Below are 18,049 nucleotides of genomic sequence, written 5' to 3'. Positions count from 1 at the left end.
TTGTAAGAGTCGCAGGGGCATCGTTACATACAAAAACCAAGTTATTCCTACCCTCATACTTAGAATTTGAAGTTATACGCCGTTCCGGAATTTATAATTTGAAAGTTCTGTCCGGAATCTGAATCAAGAGGCTTGCTCTGACTGGATTTTTTCAAATGACGAAAGGAGTTCACTTTATGGATCAAATTGACCTGCGTATTTTAGATATTCTGCAAAAGGATGCCCGGATTTCCATTTCCGAGCTGGGCCGCATGATCAACATGTCCGGTCCGGCTGTGACCGAGCGGATCCGCAAGCTGGAGGATAAAGGCGTCATAGCATCCTACCGTGCGGTGCTGTCTCCTGATAAAATAGGCAAACCGATCACGGCGTTTATTCTCGTGCAGGCCGATCATTGCAACGCATTGACCGAATTCTGCTCCCAGTCTCCCGACGTGCTTGAACTGCATCAAATCAGCGGTCAATATAATTTTATCCTGAAGGTGGTTGCGGCTTCGATGCAATCGCTGGAGGAGTTCCGGATGGCCTGCAGCAAGTACGGCTTCACGCAGACGATCACCGTGCTGTCAACGACATTTGATTCCAGAGCTTTTGCGCTGGACGAACAATAAGCATCCACATGAAACTTATGCACCGCTAGTACTGCGTTTCGTTGAATTGATAATTGGGGGGATGACAGGACATGAAGGATGATGGAAACAAGCCTGAGCCGTTTTTCGAGCTTGTAACACAGGGTACGGACTATGGATTGAAGCAGCACGACTTGTCCGGTTTGATCTGGCACGATGAAGAAATGACGTTTGATTCGATGTATGAAGCCCAAGTATGGGCCTTGGATGAACCCTATAACAAACTCGGCTGGGAGTATAACGGGTACCGGACGGCCGATCCGAAGATCGCCGGCGCCCTGGTATGGGAGCTGATGAAAGCGAAGTCCGCGGGTTACGGCAGGCGTGAGGTGTTTGCCGACGAGCAGCACGTCGATAAAACAACTATCTATCGGGTATGGGTCAAATGGGCCCGCCCCGAGCCCGGGGCGTTACATTCGGATTAAAGCGTTCTTTGCAGCTTAACCTCAAATTCCGGTCTCGTGATGTACTCCATATAATGGATTTTACCGGTAAAGTCCAGGTAAGCCTGATAGCGGAGCCGGATGGCCGATGCGGTTACGAGGTCGAGCACCTGACTTTTCGGCACCCAGCGGCTGTCCGAAGTCTCTTCGGATGTGCACAGCTCCCCTCCCGTCGTTGTACATACAAAGTCCAGCATCAGCTTGGTCGGAACCGGGGTTTGTCCATCATGCCACAGGTAGCTGCCCGTATTGGAATAAATCCCGATCAGATGCGACACTTCGGTGTCGATGCCGCTCTCTTCCTTGATTTCTCTAGTCAGGGCATCCATGAGGTTCTCACCATTCTCCACCTGGCCGCCGGGAAAAACCCATCCGCCGTGCCGTGTCTTGACCAAGAGGATATCCCCGCAGCCGTTCTCAACAAAGCCGCCGACGGCTCCGATATGCGTAGGCATCATCATGCTATCAACCTCCAAATAAATGATTACGTTTCTGCAAAAAACAAGGCTGCCGGGCAGGCCCGGCAGCCGCTTCCCTACCTTTTTGCGCAGCAGCTGAAGTGTTTTAGACTTCGTCCCAGATCCGCTTCAGGTTTTCAAGGCCAAGCTTCGTGCCCTCGCGGCACTCCTCCATGCCCTCGAACTCCAGCGTAATGTATCCGTCGTAGCCGGATTCCTTGATCAAACGGAGCACCCGCCGTACGTCGATATCACCCTGCCCGAAGATAGCTCCCCGCAAATAATTGCCGTGCGAGGTAAGAAACCAGGCGCCGCCTCCAGGGTTCTGGTCCGCCGGACGGATATAGAAATCCTTCACATGCACAAGCGATGCATAGGGGAGATTCCGTTTGACGCCGACAAGCGGCTGCTCATCGACACAGAGGAAGTTACCGATATCGAGCGTCGTTTTGAAATTGGGACGGTCCACGGCCTGCAGCACGCGCTGAACGCGGTCACTGGCCTGAACGCTCATGCCGTGATTCTCGACGGTGGTCGTGATGCCGAACCCCGCCGCATAATCGGCGATCCGCCGGCAGCCTTCGACGATCTGGTCCAGGTTGGCTTCGAGATAATCGATGCCCCGCTTCTCCGGCGGCAGCGTAAATGCTGTCACGTCATGACGCATATGCTTCATACCCAATCGGTGAACGGTGTCCACATGCCGCTTGATGCGTTCAATTTCCTCTTCAAAGGCTTCCGGCGTATCCTGCACGAAGTTGGCCGGCATCGAATAATTGGACAGCTCGATTCCTTTGGCAGCGGCCCGCTCACGAACCGCATCGGCCAGCTCCGGCTGATCCTCCAGCGTAAATCCGTACGGTACGATCTCCATATGTTCCCCGCCCTGCTCCGCAATCCAGTCGATGACGTCCAGTACGGTCATCTCTCCCGCTTTAATCGCTTGCAAAAGGCTGTATGTACTTACTCCAGGCTTCATTCGCGTAATCCCTCCGGTCTGTTGTTAAATTTCTTCTGTCAGTTCCAGTTCGATGACCGTATCCAGTTCATCCGGCAGATCGCCGCCGGCCAGGTGAATAAACGCGCCGCTGTCCGTATCCGAATATTGATCGGCCATCCAAGGCGTTTCCACGTGCAGCTCGCTGCCGTCCGACAGCAGGCGGGCCTTCTTGATCTTCCCCTTCAGTCCCTGGAAGTAGATCGGGCCGATGCCGCGGTCAAAAATATGGGCGTACAGCTTATTGCCTTTTTGCGTATACCGCCCCCACTCCGGCTTGGGAAGTGACGCAATCCCGCAGCCGTAAATGCTGTCCCCGTTCCGGCGCAGCCATTCACCGACAACGGACAAAATGGCCAGGGACTCCTTCGGAATTTCTCCTTTGGCGTCCGGTCCGACGTTCAGGAGCAAATTGCCGTTTTTGCTGACGCATTCCACCAGCGCACGGATGACCTGTCTCGGAGACTTATAGTTTTTGTCCGTCGCATGGTAGCCCCAATGGTCGTTTAGGGTGATACATGCCTCCCACGGAATCGGCTCGCCCAGGTCATTCACAATGCCGCCCGGCGGAATAATCTGTTCAGGCGAGAAGAAGTCGCCCGCGTATTCCTCCGGCTCCGCCGCCATAATATTGCCGCCCAAGCGGTTGTCGATGACGATGTCCGGCTGAAGGGACCGGATCATCCGGATCAGCTCGGTGGCGCGCCACTTTTCGCCCGTCATATCATCATATGAGAAATCGAACCACATTATATCGATTTTTCCGTAGTTGGTCAGCAGTTCCCGGACCTGTCCGTGCATGTACTCCAAATACCGGTCGAATTGCTCTTCCCGGTTTTTGTACGATTCTTCCGCACGCATCGGATGCTGGCGGTCGCCGAAGGCTGGATAATCCGAATGGTACCAATCGATCAAGGAATAATAGAAACCGACCTGCAGCCCTTCTTCGCGAAACGCATCGACATACTCGCGGATCAGGTCTCTTCCAGCCGGCGTATTCGTTGCTTTATAATCTGTCAGCTCGCTGTCAAACAAGCAGAAGCCGTCGTGATGCTTGGTCGTCAGCACGGCGTAGCGCTGTCCGGCCGCTTTGGCCGCCTTGGCCCATGCACGCGGATCATACAGAGTCGGATTAAACTCCTCAAAATAGGCTTGGTACTGTTCATTCGTGATGCGCTCCTGGCTCCGTACCCATTCGCCTCTGGCCGGAATCGCATACAATCCCCAATGAATAAACAGGCCAAAGCGGTCGTTCATTAATGTTGCCGTTCTTTCAAAACGCGGATTCATGCCCTATTCGCCCTCCAATAGCTGTTTTCTTGACTTGTGCCGCAGCAAAATTCGACAGCGTTGCTTACCTCACTGCCGGACGGCACTCCCTTATTCTTCGTTCCGGCATCCGGGATACCCTTTTATTCAAATTCGCTTTTTTAGCACGAACTCTAGTCATCCGAAATGGTTAAAATTTGAAAAACACAAACAAACGTTCTATAATAGATGAAACAAGACGCCTTGAATGAAACCGAATCGATACGGAAAGCGGAGGGAAATCCATGAAACTGCACTTGATCAACAGCACGCGGACGAATAATTTTAATGACCCCGGCATGATCGGAAAAATCCAGGCCATTTGGAACGAAGCCTCGGGCAAGGTTGAGCGGCATCGCGACATGATATACGGTATTTATTATGATTATGAAAGTAATTACACGGGAGACTATTCATTAAGCGTCGCAACCGAGAATGTCCCAGGCGATACTTGGATAGAAATCCCAGATGACGCGACGTACGAGGTTTTTACGGTAGACACCGCTGATGAAATGGGAATCGTGAAAACGTGGAGAAGCATCTGGGAGAAAGAAGAAGCAGGGGCGTTACGTCGGGCTTATACCTATGATTATGAGAAATACCACCCCGGCGGAGAAATAGAAATTTACATAGCTGTAAAGTAACCAAACCGCTAAGTAACGAAGTGTAATGAATACTTCATGGTTTATGAAAAAAAGGTCACACCTGGATTCCCAGGCGTGACCTTTTGACATAGGGAGCTTAAGTTGTTCTTCTGTCAGACCCGCCGGTCAGCATCCGCCGTTTGTCCGCGTCCGGATCACGGGTAACCGCGCTGTCTGCACCGAACACCATCGTCCAGCGTTCCTCCGCATCGTACGCAGGCCACGGCAGAGAAGGCGTTGAGGGCTGTCCGCGCTTGGCAAAAGACGTCCAGGCCTCCTGCATGCGTTCCGCCACGATCCTCATCTCTTCGTTCACCGGCGTACCTGCGCCTGCAAGCAATTCGAGATTGTTAAACACAAACGGAATTTCGGCGGAATGAAAGGCCGTTCCCAGCAGCGGATCGCCCGGCACCATCGCATAATCGTAACGATACATCCATACCGCTGCATGCGGCATCTGGGCTTCTGCGAACTGAAGGGCCGACCTCCAGAAGAACAGCTCGGTCATCGCCTGACGCTGTCCCTCCACGGTGGCCGGATATGCTTCGATCCAGCTCGCCGCTTCCTTCGATCCGGTCACCGCTGTATACGCCCGGGCGTTTTGTTCCTTAGTCAGCATTGGCATGCCTTCAGGTATAAAAAGCGCCCCCTCATCCCGGTTCGTACCAATGATGATCTCGATGCCGGCCGCGGAACCGGCGGCCACCGCTTCCAAAGGCGTGACGAGCAGCAGCTTCCCGTCGACGACCGGCTGGAACAGCATGACAGCACTTGCTCCCGCCGCCTGTTTTAACTTGTCTGCCGCTCTTAGGATCTCCTCGGCAGGCACTTCTTGCAGCCGCTCCAGCTGATCCTCCGGAATGCCAAGGATATCCAGCAGTCCCTTCGTAAGCAGCCTGCCATGGGAGTCCGAAATCGCCTGGGAAGCCCCGCTCTGCATAATCGCCCGGGTGAACAAGCCTCGGGCTGCAGGCATTGCAAGCAGCGCTGCGATGCTCATGCTTCCCGCCGACTCACCAAATACGGTCACCTGCTGAGGATCTCCGCCGAAAGCGGTGATGTTGTGCTTCACCCAGCGCAGCGCTTCGATTTGGTCCAGCAGACCGGCGTTGCTTACATAACTGTCTTCGGACTCTCCGGAAAATGGAGAAAAATGCGTAAAACCGAGAGGACCCAGCCGGTAGCTGAGGCTGACGACAATTAAGCGTCCCCGGCGCGCCAGCTCGGAGCCGTCATAAATGGGCAGTCCGCCGCCGCCCGTCACGAAGGCGCCGCCATGGATCCACACCATGACCGGAAGCGGCTGCGGTGCCGGCTCGTCAGGGGCCCACACATTGACGTACAGGCAGTCCTCGGACTGCGGGATCTGATCCCGTTTCAGTCTAAACGCGCCACCCGTGGGGTTGACGCGCTGCGGGGCAAGCGGAACCGTCATGTCCCCGGATCTGACGCCTGCCCATGGCCGTGCAGGAAGCGGTTTCCGGAAACGCCGCTCGCCGACGGGGGGCTCGGCGTAAGGAATCGCCTTCCAAGTCCGGACGCCGTTCTGAACATATCCTTGAATCAGGCCATTATGAGTACGGATGAGGAGTTGGTCCAATTTCGTTAACATCCTTTCTAGCGTTGGAATCGTTCTACCATTGTAACACTAAAAATTGGACAAAGCCTAACCGAAGCTCGGTGCAAAAAACCATCTATCGACGACCACTTAAGGAAGCCAGCGCCAAGAAAAAAACCTGTCTATATAGACAGGTGCTAATCGCTTGTGAAGCAGGCCGGTATCGGCTGCCTTTATCTTGCCGCCCCTTCCTTTTGGCTGCGGTAGGCCCAATGATTGGTCGGACCGCTCCCGCCGCCAATACCGAGGGCGTTCTCGATGGCCGCCTGGATGAATTCACGGGCCGTCCGTACGGCCTCGTTGACCGGGTTCCCTTTAGCCAGCTCAGCGGCGATCGCAGCCGAGAAGGTACATCCCGTTCCATGCGTATGACGCGTGTCAATCCGGCTTCCTTCCAGGGTCGAGAAGGATTTTCCGTCGAAAGTAAGATCAACCGCCTTGTCAGACGATTCGTCATGTCCGCCCTTGATCACAACCATCGCCGGACCGTAAGCCGCGATGCGGTAGGCTGCCTCGCAGCGTTCCTCCATCGACCGGATCGCCATCCCGGCGAGCACTTCCGCCTCCGGAATGTTGGGCGTGACGACAGCAGCCAGCGGCAGCAGCTTGTTCTTCAGCGCGTCAACAGCGTCCTGCTGCAGAAGCCGCGCGCCGCCTTTGGCGACCATAACCGGGTCGACGACCACATTCCTCCAGCCAAAAGCGGCTATTCGTCCTGCGACGGCCTCAATAATATCCGCGCTGAACAGCATGCCGGTTTTGACCGCATCCACGCCGAGGTCGGTGCCCACGGCATCCATTTGTTCGGCTGCCGCAGCCGCAGGAAGCGGATAAACGCCTTGTACCCCGAGTGTGTTTTGAATGGTAATGGCTGTAATGGCCGACATACCGAATACGCCGAGCTCCTGGAACGTTTTGATATCCGCCTGGATGCCTGCCCCGCCGCCGCTGTCAGAACCGGCTACCGTCAATGCTTTCGGGATGCTCATTGCACAAATCCCCTTCCTGCCGACTCCAGAAGAGCGGTAATGGTTCCTTCCTCCAGCGGATGCCGGTCCATGACAGACAACGCGTCGAGGAAAGCGATTTGGAAGCTTCCCGGCCCCCCAATGCCTGCCCGCTCAAATGCCCGAACGGCCGCTTCACCGTAGTACGCCAAGGCGGCCGCGCCGGCGGACAGCAGATCGGATTCGACCGCTCCAAAAGCGGCGATCACCGATGTCAGCAAGCAGCCGGTCCCGGTGACTTGGGTCAGCATCGGATGTCCCCCCCGGATCAAGTATCCTCTCGTTCCGTCGGTGATCACATCTTCTTGCCCGGTAATGGCGACGAGCGTCCCCAGACGGTGTGCCGCCCGTGCCGCCAAGTCGGCGGGAGCGGACTCCCCGCCCTCCCCTGCGTCGACACCTTTTATCGCGCCGGTTTCACCAATGAGATGGGCAACCTCCGCTGCGTTGCCCCGAACCAGTGACACGCGGACCTCGCGCAAAATCCGCAGCGCAGCCTCCGTGCGAAATGCGGTCGCTCCCGCGCCGACGGGATCCAGGAACACCGGAACGCCATGATCATTCGCCGATCGGCCGGCGATGATCGCCGCTTCCACCAATTCGCTGTTCAGCGTTCCGAGATTCAGAACGACGGCTTGGGCGACCCGAGCCATATCGGCCACCTCCTCTTTGGCATAGGCCATAACCGGAGAGGCGCCAAGGGCAAGCAGGCCGTTGGCCGTAAAGTTGGTCACGACCACATTCGTCATGTTGTGAATGAGCGGACGCTGCTCTTTTATCCGTAGAGGAAGCTGGATAAGTCCGGACGGAAACATATCGGCGGTCATCGTCCCACCCCTTCCGCTGCAGCCAGGGAAACCGGCCAATCCTCAAGCGTAAACGCCATATCCCAGAACATGTACTCCAGCTGACAGCTGGTCAGAAAATGCTCCATCAGCCGTTTTTTTCTTGCGGGAGCCAGGCCTTCCGCCCATTCGTCGAGCAGCCGCCGCAGCTGTACCGTTACGCCGCTTTCCCGGTCTCCGTAAAAGTGCATCCATTCATAAAACGGATGGGATTTCTCCGGTTGGACTTCCTCCAGCAGACGTTGGCCGATTTCCGTATAGGTCCACGGACAAGGTAACAGCGCAGCTACAATATCCTCAAGTCCCCCCTCGTGGGCAACGTTCAGCATATGCCGGATGTAATGATTGGCCGATGGAGCCAGCGGATAGCCTTGCAGTTCCTCATATGCAACACCGGCGACATCACAAAAGTTTTGGTGGGGATGCGTTTCGCTGTTCAAAATAAACGAAATCTGTTCGTTAAAAAGCGCGGTCGTCTGCCGGCAATCGCATCGGGATATGGCAATGCCATAGATCCGGATGTAGGCATTCAGGTATTCAAAATCCTGCTTCACATAGTGAATCAGCTGCTCCTTGGACAAGGTACCTTCCGCAATCCCCCGTACAAACGGATGCTTGAAGATCGCTTGATAAATGGGATCTGCCGCATGTCTCAATTCTTCGGTAAACCGGGCCATGATAATGCACCTCCATTAATTTTGACGAAAATCGCATGTTCGAGCGCGGGGAAGCCAATACAAAAAAGCCGCCCCGAAATGGAGCGGCCGCTATTTGCAGTGTCATCCTGAATGTATCTCATCAAGAAAGTTGCGTATGTAAAGGCCTGCTCCACTTCCCTCCGCCGGTATTAACCGGATCAGGTTCAAAGGGTCCAAGCGATCACTTGTCTCAGCTGCCTCCGCAGCTCCCCTAGTGGATTTTCGTATGATATTTTACAAGTTCATGATTAACTGTAGCTCCGTTTGCCGGTGTTGTCAAACAAAAAAAGCTGCCGTCGGGATACCGGGAAAAAGCTTGTCGATCGTTTATGCGGATCTCCTTCCACCTTCAAGTGTTTATCTTTTCAACGCGTAAGAAAGGATCATCTCGACGATGACGACAGCGGCATAAATGATAGCTGCCGTTCGATAACCCGATCCGTACAGCGCAGCCGCGGCCAGACCGAATACGATCAGCTGCAGCACAGCCCGGACGGGAAGCGTCACCGGGAAGGTCGCTTTCGGTGCGACATACATGCCCCAAAAAACAGCAACAACGACCGGCGAACCTATTCCTGCCACGATACGGATCCACAAGGCGGTATCCAATTTAAATCCCCACAGGCAAAAGGCTGCCAGTGCACACAGCTCCATTAGAAAAAAGATAAGGTCGATCACAATCATTGCCAAACCCTCCATTTTGGGCCGGTCAGGGCCTTTGGAATGAAGCCATTCTCAGTAAAATTATGCCGATTGTTTCTTGCCTCTCGCGGCGAAAACTTTTCCCCTCTCACTCCGGCTTGTGAGCTTTCACAATTAAAAAATGCGGGTGATGCAGAATCCGCTGGTAGAAGTCGGCCGACTCCGGCAGCCGCTCCAGAAACTCGGGAACCGGCTTTGGTTCAACAAGCCGGTCCAGTACAAACCAGCTTGACGTCATATTGACGATTTCCTGCAGGGGTCTGCGGAAGAACGTCACTTCAACGCTGCCTGCCTCTTTCTTCGTCCACCGGTCTACAAGCAGCTCCCGTACAAAATAATCCGGTCTCTTAAAAACGGTAAAGTCCATAAACGGATGATGCACCGAAAACAATAACGTTCCTCCAGGCTTCAATACCCGCTGAAACTCACGGAACAAAGGATCCCAGTCTTCGATGTAATGCAGCGTCAGCGAACTGAGAATCAAGTCGAACTTATCGGCTCCGTATGGCAGTGGTTCGCTTAGATCGTGAACCCGAATCTCCGCTTGACTCCCGACTCTCCGTCTGGCCGCCTCCACCATATCGGGGCTGAAATCGATCGCCGATACCGATGCCCCGCGGGAAACGAACTGCTCGGTATACCATCCTGCGGCGCAGCCTGCATCAAGGGCATGAAGTCCGGACATATCCGTTGGCAGCAGCTCCAGCATGGCCGGACGCTCGTAGTATGCGTTGGCGCCGCTGTCCGAATCGGTATGCAGTTCATAGTCCTTGGCGAGCTTGGTATAAGCCTCGAGCACCCTCTCTTTCATGCAACCACCTCCGTAGACTCGCTATTCTCCACCATATTATACCAACCAACAGAAAGGTTGGATATAAATAAACCAGCTTTATGTAAGCTGTGCAGAACTTAGTTGCGGCAGGATACGTTATAAATGACAAGAACAAGTTTGAAGGCGGGGAATGTCTTTGTTAAAAAGCGTTTCTTTTTGGCTCACGTTATGTATGATTCTCATATGCATACTGGATGCCTCCGGACAGGGCTTGGCCAACATCATACTGATCCGGCTGAATCCCTTGCTTGAATACCTCCTGCATGACACTGTGTACTCGGGCTGGATGTCCGATAAACACGCTTTCGTAACGAACAGCTACTTTATCCCCTTACGGTTCCCGGCGTATCTTCTCTCCATCGTCATGGCTGTCATCATCGGCGCGGCGGTTGATCTCCTCATTTACGGGGTGAAGCGAGGATTGGCTCGCCGTGGCCATCCGAGGTCGACATCATGATCCCTAAATCCTGGTTTGAATGCTTAGCATCACGAATCCTCATTACTCGTCCAGTAACAGTAAAAGGCTGCCTCTCGGCAGCCTGTTACGCTTGATTTATTTGCTTTCAGCGGTTTTCACGTCTCTGAAGGGCAATGCCTTCTGCTACAGGATGCCCATCGTCCCGGCAATTTTTGTTCACCTCCGCCTGAGCGCCTCCTGCTGCGAGCGGTATTCGAGCGGCGCAACCCCCTCCATTTCCTTGAAGACCTTGGTAAAGTGCTTCACGTTCTCGAACCCGGCCCGCTCGCTGATTTCGTACACTTTCAGGTCCGTGCTGCCGAGCAGCTCCTTGGCCTTACGGATCCGCAGCTTCCGCAAGTAGCTCACGAACGTCTCCCCCGTATACTCCTTGAAAGCTTGGCTGAAATACGAATAATTCAATGAGACATGATTGGACACGACAGCCATATTCAAGTTTTCATGAAAATGCTCCTCGATATAGACGATGGCCCGCTGAATCTCGCTCTGGTCAAAATGCATCGACCGCATCCGTTTCACATAATCGCTCAGCAGGAAGAGCAGGCTCTCCAAACTATGGAAATAATCATGAAAATGGTTGAAGTTGTACAGATTCCCCACCTGCTTGTGGAGTTTTAAAATGTCGACGGATTCCTCGCCATAGGTTTGAAACACCTGGTCGAATACATGCTCGTTAAAAGCATGGCTGATCCCTTCCAGATACCCGATATCATATTGAAGAATCGTCCGGATATCGAAAATATGCTGCAGCAGCCGGCTCAGCTCGGCATCCCGATCCAATCCGAGCAGATTGGCCGTCTTCCGGATGTCTTCCAGCGGGATGCGGTAATCCGTCCGTTTGCCGGACAGTTCAGTGCTCCGAATGAGTCCCGGCATGTTTTGGAACAAAAAGTACTTCAACGCCCGGCCGGCCTGCTGGTAAGCTTTCTTCACCTCCCCTGCTCCCGCCATCCGTTCGCTGATGCCGGCCCGGATGGCGCTGGACGACTGGCGGATGATTTCCTCTCCCAGCCGGTTGAACGGAGCAGCGGTGTCAGTAAACATCACGAGTTTGCCGTCTTTGTCGTAAAAACGGATATAACGTTCACCCGGCAGCCAGCCGATCATCTGGTCAACATAAGCGGTGAATTCGTCCCAGCCGGCTTCCCGGTAGCGTTCCGGAACGAGGACCAGCGCGGCGTATCCGCCCGCATCCAGCCAATCCAGTCCCGCCTGAAGAACCACATCCCGAATGGCGCGCTCGTCCATGCCTTCCTGTAAAAACAAATACTGCAGCCGGCTCACCGCATAATTTTCCTTCAGCGCCTTCGTTCCGCGCAGCTGATCGGCGATTTCCCCCTTGCGGATGCGCTCTTCGTCAAGGCGCCGCAGCGTCCGGAACAGCTCGTCACGAACGATCGGCTTCAGCAAGTATTCCTTCACATTGCAGCGGATCGCCGCTTTGGCATACTGGAAGTCGTCATGACCGCTTAGAATAACCAGATCCGGCCGCGCCTCCTGATCCTGTATACGGTTAATGAGCTCGATTCCGTCCATCACCGGCATGCGGATGTCGGTAATGACCAAGTCCATTTCCGTCTCGTCCATGACTTGAAGCGCCTGCTCCCCATTCGCGGCAAAGTACAGTGCGTAGTCGTCGCCGAACTCGCGGCGAATCATCGCTTTCAGGCCATCCCGGATATTTTTCTCATCATCAACGATTAGCAGATTGCACATGGGCAGGCACACCTCCCGCTAGAATTAGATAAGGCAGCGTCATCGTGACTCGCGTAAAACTTCCTTCGGCGCTCTCCACCCGGATTCCGTGCGACTTCCCGTAAAACATGACGATACGCTGATCGACATTTCGCAATCCGATGCCGCTGCTTTCCCCGTCGTTCAGCTCCTTCCGCATTTGCTGATAATCCGCGTCTTCCAGCCGGATCATCAGGTTGATCTTCTTCAGTTTGGATTCGGGAATCCCGTCGCCATTGTCACAAACCTCGATAATGATGCTGTCCCCAGATACATAAGCATGTATAGCGATTTCCAGCTTTTCGCCCTCGGAACGGGAACCCATCCCATGCTTAACGGCGTTTTCGACGATGGGCTGGAGCGACATCTTCAGCACTTCCTGTTCCATATGGACCGGAGGAACGTTGATGTTCAGCACCAGATTGTTGTCGTAGCGTATGTTCATGATGGCGATGTAGTTTTGGATATGCTCCAGTTCATCCCTCAGCCGCACATGGTTGCTGGTCCACTGCAGGTTGTAGCGCATCATACGTCCGAGTGAGGTAAGCGCATCAGATATCGTGTATTGGCCCTCAATTTCGGCAAGCATCTTTAAGTTTTCGAGAGTATTGTACAGAAAATGGGAGTCGATCTGGTTTTTGAGCGACTTCAGCTCCGCTTCCTTGGTTGCCGCCTGGCGGTTCACCGCCTCGACGATCAGCTCATTCATCCGTTTGAGCATCTGACGGAAATGATGCGCTAATTCTCCGATCTCATCCATGCTCGTGATGTCAATTTCGAAATTAAAGTCGCCTTTGCGTACTTTTTTCATCGAATCGCGCAAAATGTTCAGCTTTTTCAAAATCAAGGAATGCAGGATATAGGACGTGGCCGACAGCAGAGCGATCAGAATAATCGTGGCAATGATAATCGTATTTCGCCGTTTGCTGACGTCCGACAAAGCGCTTTTTAGCGAAACGACGTTGAACAGATAGCTGTCCAGCGGCTCCATATCGCTCGGAATGCACAAATATGGCGTCCCGTTATAGGTAAAGGTAAACTCGTGGTCGGTCTTCTTGCCGTGCTTGGCGAACTCGGCCATGATCGTTTCGACGGGGAGCGTTTGCATCAGGCTCAGAGACGGGTTGGTAAACGCCTTGCCGTCCCGGTTCACCACGATCATTTGCGAGCTTGTATCCTGTACGCTGCTGAAGGTTTTCATAAAAAAGTTGTTCAGCTCCATCGTCACCTCCAGGATGCCGTTATGCTTATCGTTCGGATATTTGATCTCGCGCAGCAGCGTGACAAAATCGCCGACCTGGTCGCTGGCCACCGTGCTGTTCTTGATCACGTCCTTATTCGTCGCGCTGATCTCCCACCAGACCAGTCCGTTGCGCCGAAGAACCGTCTGGTACCAAGGCTTGTTCTTGATTCGGGATTCTTTGAAAATAACCGGCCAAAACTCTCTCACGTTCGGGTTTTCCGAATACAGCCGGATGTTGGCGATGTTCGGATTGTTAAACAGATAGTACTGAAAGCTGGAGAACGTCTTCATCTTAAAATCGATCAAATCGGCCGTATCCAGCTCCTCCCGGCTCTGCAGATACTCATTGATCTCGCTGTTGGAGATGGCCAGCTGGGCCGTCCGTTCCATCACCTGCATGTTGTTGGCCACGTTCGTTTTCTCGATCTCCAGAATATATTGGTTTTTCTTGGTCAAATCTTTGATCGTATTCAGGTATACCCCGTTGAATAAATACCAGGAAACCAGGGTGATCGGAATCAAAATAATACAGATAAACGATAGGATCAGCTTCAATTGAATCGGCATCCGGCCGATGGCGGTCGACAGCCTAGCCATTCGATTCCGGGCAAGTTCGATCATTGTCGCAAGCACCACCCAGCCCAATTATGGTAATAAGCCTGAAAATCCGCGAGCAAAAAATCGCGGATTCCAGGCTTGTGTCAGAAGGCGCTTATTTGTTGAGCGCTTCCAGTTTTTTGACGTTTTCTTCGTATGCCTTTTGACGGTATGCGTCAATTTTGTCCTGTTTGTTCTTGTTGCGGTCTTCGATGTAGCTGTTCCACATGTTGTCGAAGTCGGCATCCGATTTGGCCAGCAGCAGTTTCGGCAGCAGTTTGCCCCAATTCCGTGCGTTTTTGCTGCCGGCAACCCCCTCTTCGGAAGTGCTCGGCGGATCCAGATTGTCGAATTCGGACATGCTGATCGATTTGCCCTTCGTCCAGTCCGCCATCTGTTTCTGCGGATCGACGCCCGGCGGTGCCCACTGCAGGTTCATGTTCGTATCCATCAGCATCCAGTAGGTGTAGGAAGCACCGTATTTCTGGTCAAACGCGGTGCGGTCCGTGTTCAGCAGCTTCACGACATCCGGCAGGAACTGGTCTTTGCCGTCGATATTGTCGTAAGTGACGCCTTTTTCGCCAAGGAACATGTCCTTGTTGCCTTCCTCGCTGATCAGGTAGGTCAGGAACTCGATCGCCCGCTTCTTATCCTTCACGTCCTTGGAGATCAGGGTCAGCGTCCAGCCGGAGATGCCAGGACCGGAAAGGGTCGGCGCGTCCTTCTTGGAGTTGGCCGGACCGTTGATCGCGATGTACGCAGAATTCGGGTCCTTCTGGTACAGCGACATGTTCTGCGCATCAAAGTCGGAGCGCTGGTACAGCATCGCGAAGTAGCGGCCCTGCGCGATTTTTTCTTCCATTTGCGGACGCTTGTCGATGAAGATGTCCTTCGAGAGCAGTCCCATTTCGTTGGCTTTGCGGAAAGTCTTCAGCCAAGAGATGTATTCGGGATCCAGGCGTCGGTCGTACAGTTTGCCGTCCTTCTGCTGCGGGATCGCCAGGAAGTTCTGGAGATAGCCTTCGAGCGAATAGTTGCCGGTCTCGCTGAATTCATGCAGTCCGAGCGGAATGAGCGGCTGGCCGTTCACTTCCGGGAATTTCTCCTTCGCCAGCTTGAGCGCATTCAGGAACCCTTCCGGCGTGCTCATATCCGGGCTGCCGATGGCTTCATACATGTCCTTGCGAACCTCGAACGTTTGGTTTGACGTGAAGTTCGAGCCGTACTTTTTGTAATCTTCAGGAGAGGACGATGCGTTCGGATAACCGTAGATGTTGCCGTCCGGCTGCGTGTACCATCCCAGTTTAGCAGGGTCGGCTACTTTGAAGAAGTAAGGATCGTATTGATCGGCCAACTCGTTCAGCGGAAGCACGAGCTTGCCCTCGATCATCTTCTTGACGGCTTCCTCGCTCCAGCCAAGCGTGATGAAATCCGGCAGCTTGCCGGAGGCGATCATGGTGTTCAGCTTCTCGTTCTCATTACCCGCCGGAACGATAAAGTTGATGCTGACGCCCGTCTTCTTGGTGACATATTCGGCAGTCGCGTCGCCGCCCCATTTTTTATTGAACCACGAAAAGTTCATGTACCAATCAAACGTGATTGGTGCGTTGTCCGACTTCCAGCCCGGCTCATCCGGATTCGGTTTGGCTTCCCCGCCGCCCGTGGACGACGTGTTCTTCGCATCCGTGCTTCCGCTTGTCGCGGCAGTGCTGCCGCCGTTTGTCTCGCTCTTGCCGCCGGAGCAGCCCGCAAGGGACAGCGCCATCGTGAACACGACGGTCAGAGCGATCATGGAAGTCATGAGTCTGCGCGATTTGCTCATGGATTCTAACCCCTTTTCTTTCGTTAATCTATTAACACTCCCGCCAGGCGGGACTGATAACCATGAATAAACCCGGATTCCCGGTTACTCCTTGATCGATCCGATCATGAAGCCTTTTACAAAATACTTTTGCAGGAACGGGTACACGAAGACGATCGGCGCGGTGGTAACGACCATGGTAGCCAGCTTCAGCGATTGGCTCGTCACCGACACCGCCATGCCGCTTGGCATGGATGCCAGCATCTGGTTGGAGCTTGACTGCGCAACGACGCGGTACAAATACGTCTGGATCGGCTGCAGGTTCGTATCATTAATGAAGATCATCCCAGTAAAGTAATCGTTCCATTGGTACACCCCGTGAAAGAGCGCGATTGTCGCCACCACCGGCATGGATACCGGAATGATGACTTTGTAGAAAATTTTAAAATCGTTCGCCCCGTCGATCTTCGCCGCTTCTTCCAATCCCGGGGGAATCTCCCGGAAAAACGACAGGAAAATGATCAGGTCGAAGAAGCTGAATGCAGCAGGTATGATATATACCAGAAAATTGTCCAGCAGATGCAAATCCCGGATCAGCAGGTAATACGGAATGAGGCCCCCGCCGAAGAACATCGTCACCGTGCCGATGAACATATACAGCTTGCGTCCCACAAGCTCCCTTCTGGAAAAGGCATACGCCACCATCGCGGTAAAAAACACGTGAACCGGGGTACCGATCAGCGTCTTGGCCACCGTGACCCCCATGGCGGTCATGATGCCCTCGCTGCGGAATACGGCTTGGAAGCTGTCCAGGCTGAACTGCCGCGGCCACCAGTAAATGCCGCCCCGCATCGCGTCCGCCCCGTCATTAAATGCGTTCACGATGACGTACCAGATCGGATACAGCGTGACGAAGCAGACGATCAGCATCAGCACGGAGTTGAATATTTCAAAGATCGCGCTCGAAGCGCTCTGGCGTTTGAATGAATACACGAAGAGTCACCGCCGTCCCATCAGAATAAGGAAGTATTGTTAAGCCGTTTCGTAATGCTGTTGGCTCCAAGCAGCAGCGCGAGAGCGATCACGTTTTTGATCAGTCCAACCGCGGCCGCGTAGGAGTACCGGCTCTCTGCCAGACCAACGTTGTATACGTAGACGTCTATGACGTTGCTTGACGTTTCGTTCAGCGAGTTGCGCAGCACGAGAATCTGGTCGAAGTTGGAGTTCAGGATGCCGCTGACGGCCAGAATGAACAAAATGGAAATCGTGCCTTTGATCGAAGGAAGCGTAATGTTCCACATTTTTTGCATCCGGCCCGCCCCATCGATCGTAGCCGCCTCATACAGCTCCGGAGATACGCTCGAAATCGCCGCCAGGTAAATGATCGCCGACCAGCCGATCTCCTTCCAGATGTCTGAAGTGACGACGATGGACCAGAAGTATTTGGGCTCGGCCAAGTATGTAATCGGCTGATCGATCAGGTGAAGCGCCATCAGCACCTTGTTGACGATGCCCACATCCGCCAGCCAGGTGGCGAGGATGCCGCCCAGAATGACCCAGGACAAAAAGTGAGGCAGGTAGGAAATCGTCTGAATCCACTTTTTGAACACGATCGAACGGATTTCGTTCAGCAGGAGTGCGAACAGGATGGGCAGCGGAAACCCGATCACCAGCTTCAGGAGGCTCATCCCGAGCGTATTTTTGATCACATATCCGAGACTGTCGTCCTCCAGAAATTCCTTAAAATGATCCAATCCGACCCACGGAGCCGAAGAGATCGAGTGAATAATGTCGAACTCTTTAAAAGCAATGATGACCCCGTACATCGGGATATAATTGAAAACAATCATCCAGGCGACGCCCAGCAGAGCCATAATCTGCAGATAGCGCTGGCCCACAATTTTCCGCCACAGCTTCCTCTCTTTCGCCTTCCCGGCGGCAGGTTCCCACTCGGCTTCGATACCGGCCCTTGCGTTCATGTTCTGGAAAGCACCCCGTTTCTGAAATCTCTTATG

At 53.8% G+C, this 18,049-nt stretch carries 17 protein-coding genes and 1 riboswitch; of the genes, 3 read left to right on the top strand and 14 right to left on the bottom strand.

All coding sequences use genetic code 11. The features are described from left to right. Positions 1–176 precede the first annotated feature (176 nt). The gene (locus IAE55_RS00975; protein ID WP_200630670.1) at positions 177–611 is read left to right on the top strand and encodes an Lrp/AsnC family transcriptional regulator; all 435 of its coding nucleotides are present in this window, start codon (positions 177–179) and stop codon (positions 609–611) included. 71 nt (positions 612–682) lie between these two features. Next, positions 683–1,054: a hypothetical protein gene (locus IAE55_RS00970; protein ID WP_200630669.1), complete on the top strand. Its 372-nt coding sequence runs from the start codon at positions 683–685 to the stop codon at positions 1,052–1,054. On the opposite strand, the gene IAE55_RS00965 is transcribed toward IAE55_RS00970, so the two are convergent. From IAE55_RS00965 to IAE55_RS00955, 3 genes are all read right to left on the bottom strand, one after another. Next, the gene (locus IAE55_RS00965; RefSeq protein WP_200630668.1) at positions 1,051–1,533 is read right to left on the bottom strand and encodes an NUDIX hydrolase; all 483 of its coding nucleotides are present in this window, start codon (positions 1,531–1,533) and stop codon (positions 1,051–1,053) included. The two genes, IAE55_RS00970 and IAE55_RS00965, sit on opposite strands and share 4 nt — an antisense overlap. Positions 1,534–1,636: 103 nt before the next feature. Beyond that, entirely contained in the window at positions 1,637–2,509 is an 873-nt protein-coding gene (locus IAE55_RS00960) for a sugar phosphate isomerase/epimerase family protein (RefSeq protein WP_089546936.1), read from the bottom strand. A gap of 24 nt (positions 2,510–2,533) precedes the next feature. Then, complete coding sequence (locus IAE55_RS00955; protein ID WP_200630667.1) at positions 2,534–3,817, bottom strand: alpha-L-fucosidase; 1,284 nt, start codon at positions 3,815–3,817, stop codon at positions 2,534–2,536. 263 nt (positions 3,818–4,080) lie between these two features. Here IAE55_RS00955 and IAE55_RS00950 point away from each other — a divergent pair, with 263 nt between their 5' ends. Beyond that, positions 4,081–4,479 (top strand): effector binding domain-containing protein, encoded by a 399-nt coding sequence (locus IAE55_RS00950; protein WP_200630666.1) that lies wholly within the window; start codon positions 4,081–4,083, stop codon positions 4,477–4,479. Positions 4,480–4,576: 97 nt separating this feature from the next. On the opposite strand, the gene IAE55_RS00945 is transcribed toward IAE55_RS00950, so the two are convergent. The 11 genes from IAE55_RS00945 to IAE55_RS00895 form a co-directional block, all read right to left on the bottom strand. Further along, entirely contained in the window at positions 4,577–6,079 is a 1,503-nt protein-coding gene (locus tag IAE55_RS00945) for a carboxylesterase/lipase family protein (RefSeq protein ID WP_200630665.1), read from the bottom strand. A 191-nt stretch (positions 6,080–6,270) separates the two neighbouring features. Then, positions 6,271–7,086, bottom strand: a complete 816-nt coding sequence (gene thiD / locus IAE55_RS00940) for a bifunctional hydroxymethylpyrimidine kinase/phosphomethylpyrimidine kinase (RefSeq protein WP_105443315.1) — start codon at positions 7,084–7,086, stop codon at positions 6,271–6,273. Beyond that, positions 7,083–7,931: a hydroxyethylthiazole kinase gene (thiM, locus tag IAE55_RS00935; protein WP_442793321.1), complete on the bottom strand. Its 849-nt coding sequence runs from the start codon at positions 7,929–7,931 to the stop codon at positions 7,083–7,085. Before thiM ends, thiD begins: the two co-directional genes overlap by 4 nt. After that, the gene (gene tenA, locus IAE55_RS00930) at positions 7,928–8,626 is read right to left on the bottom strand and encodes a thiaminase II (protein WP_145157068.1); all 699 of its coding nucleotides are present in this window, start codon (positions 8,624–8,626) and stop codon (positions 7,928–7,930) included. Before tenA ends, thiM begins: the two co-directional genes overlap by 4 nt. A gap of 139 nt (positions 8,627–8,765) precedes the next feature. After that, positions 8,766–8,870, bottom strand: a riboswitch (TPP riboswitch). A gap of 134 nt (positions 8,871–9,004) precedes the next feature. Then, positions 9,005–9,331: a YrdB family protein gene (locus IAE55_RS00925; protein ID WP_186381855.1), complete on the bottom strand. Its 327-nt coding sequence runs from the start codon at positions 9,329–9,331 to the stop codon at positions 9,005–9,007. 106 nt (positions 9,332–9,437) lie between these two features. Beyond that, positions 9,438–10,160, bottom strand: a complete 723-nt coding sequence (locus IAE55_RS00920) for a class I SAM-dependent methyltransferase (RefSeq protein WP_200630664.1) — start codon at positions 10,158–10,160, stop codon at positions 9,438–9,440. A gap of 655 nt (positions 10,161–10,815) precedes the next feature. Beyond that, complete coding sequence (locus tag IAE55_RS00915; protein WP_200630663.1) at positions 10,816–12,375, bottom strand: response regulator transcription factor; 1,560 nt, start codon at positions 12,373–12,375, stop codon at positions 10,816–10,818. Continuing rightward, positions 12,353–14,257, bottom strand: coding sequence for a cache domain-containing sensor histidine kinase (locus IAE55_RS00910; protein WP_234489217.1), 1,905 nt, complete (start codon positions 14,255–14,257; stop codon positions 12,353–12,355). Before IAE55_RS00910 ends, IAE55_RS00915 begins: the two co-directional genes overlap by 23 nt. 91 nt (positions 14,258–14,348) lie before the next feature. Continuing rightward, positions 14,349–16,055 (bottom strand): extracellular solute-binding protein, encoded by a 1,707-nt coding sequence (locus tag IAE55_RS00905; RefSeq protein ID WP_145157062.1) that lies wholly within the window; start codon positions 16,053–16,055, stop codon positions 14,349–14,351. A gap of 84 nt (positions 16,056–16,139) precedes the next feature. Then, positions 16,140–16,964: a carbohydrate ABC transporter permease gene (locus IAE55_RS00900; protein WP_234489283.1), complete on the bottom strand. Its 825-nt coding sequence runs from the start codon at positions 16,962–16,964 to the stop codon at positions 16,140–16,142. 83 nt (positions 16,965–17,047) lie between these two features. Continuing rightward, on the bottom strand, positions 17,048–18,013 hold the full coding sequence (locus IAE55_RS00895; RefSeq protein WP_116230882.1) for an ABC transporter permease: 966 nt from the start codon (positions 18,011–18,013) through the stop codon (positions 17,048–17,050). Between the last annotated feature and the right edge of the window lie 36 nt (positions 18,014–18,049).

It is taken from the genome of Paenibacillus sp. S28 (genome assembly GCF_016624415.1).
GTDB classification, from domain to species: domain Bacteria; phylum Bacillota; class Bacilli; order Paenibacillales; family Paenibacillaceae; genus Paenibacillus_AQ; species Paenibacillus_AQ favisporus.
Note: the sequence above shows the minus strand (reverse complement) of the source record. Positions and strands in the feature narration are given on the sequence as shown.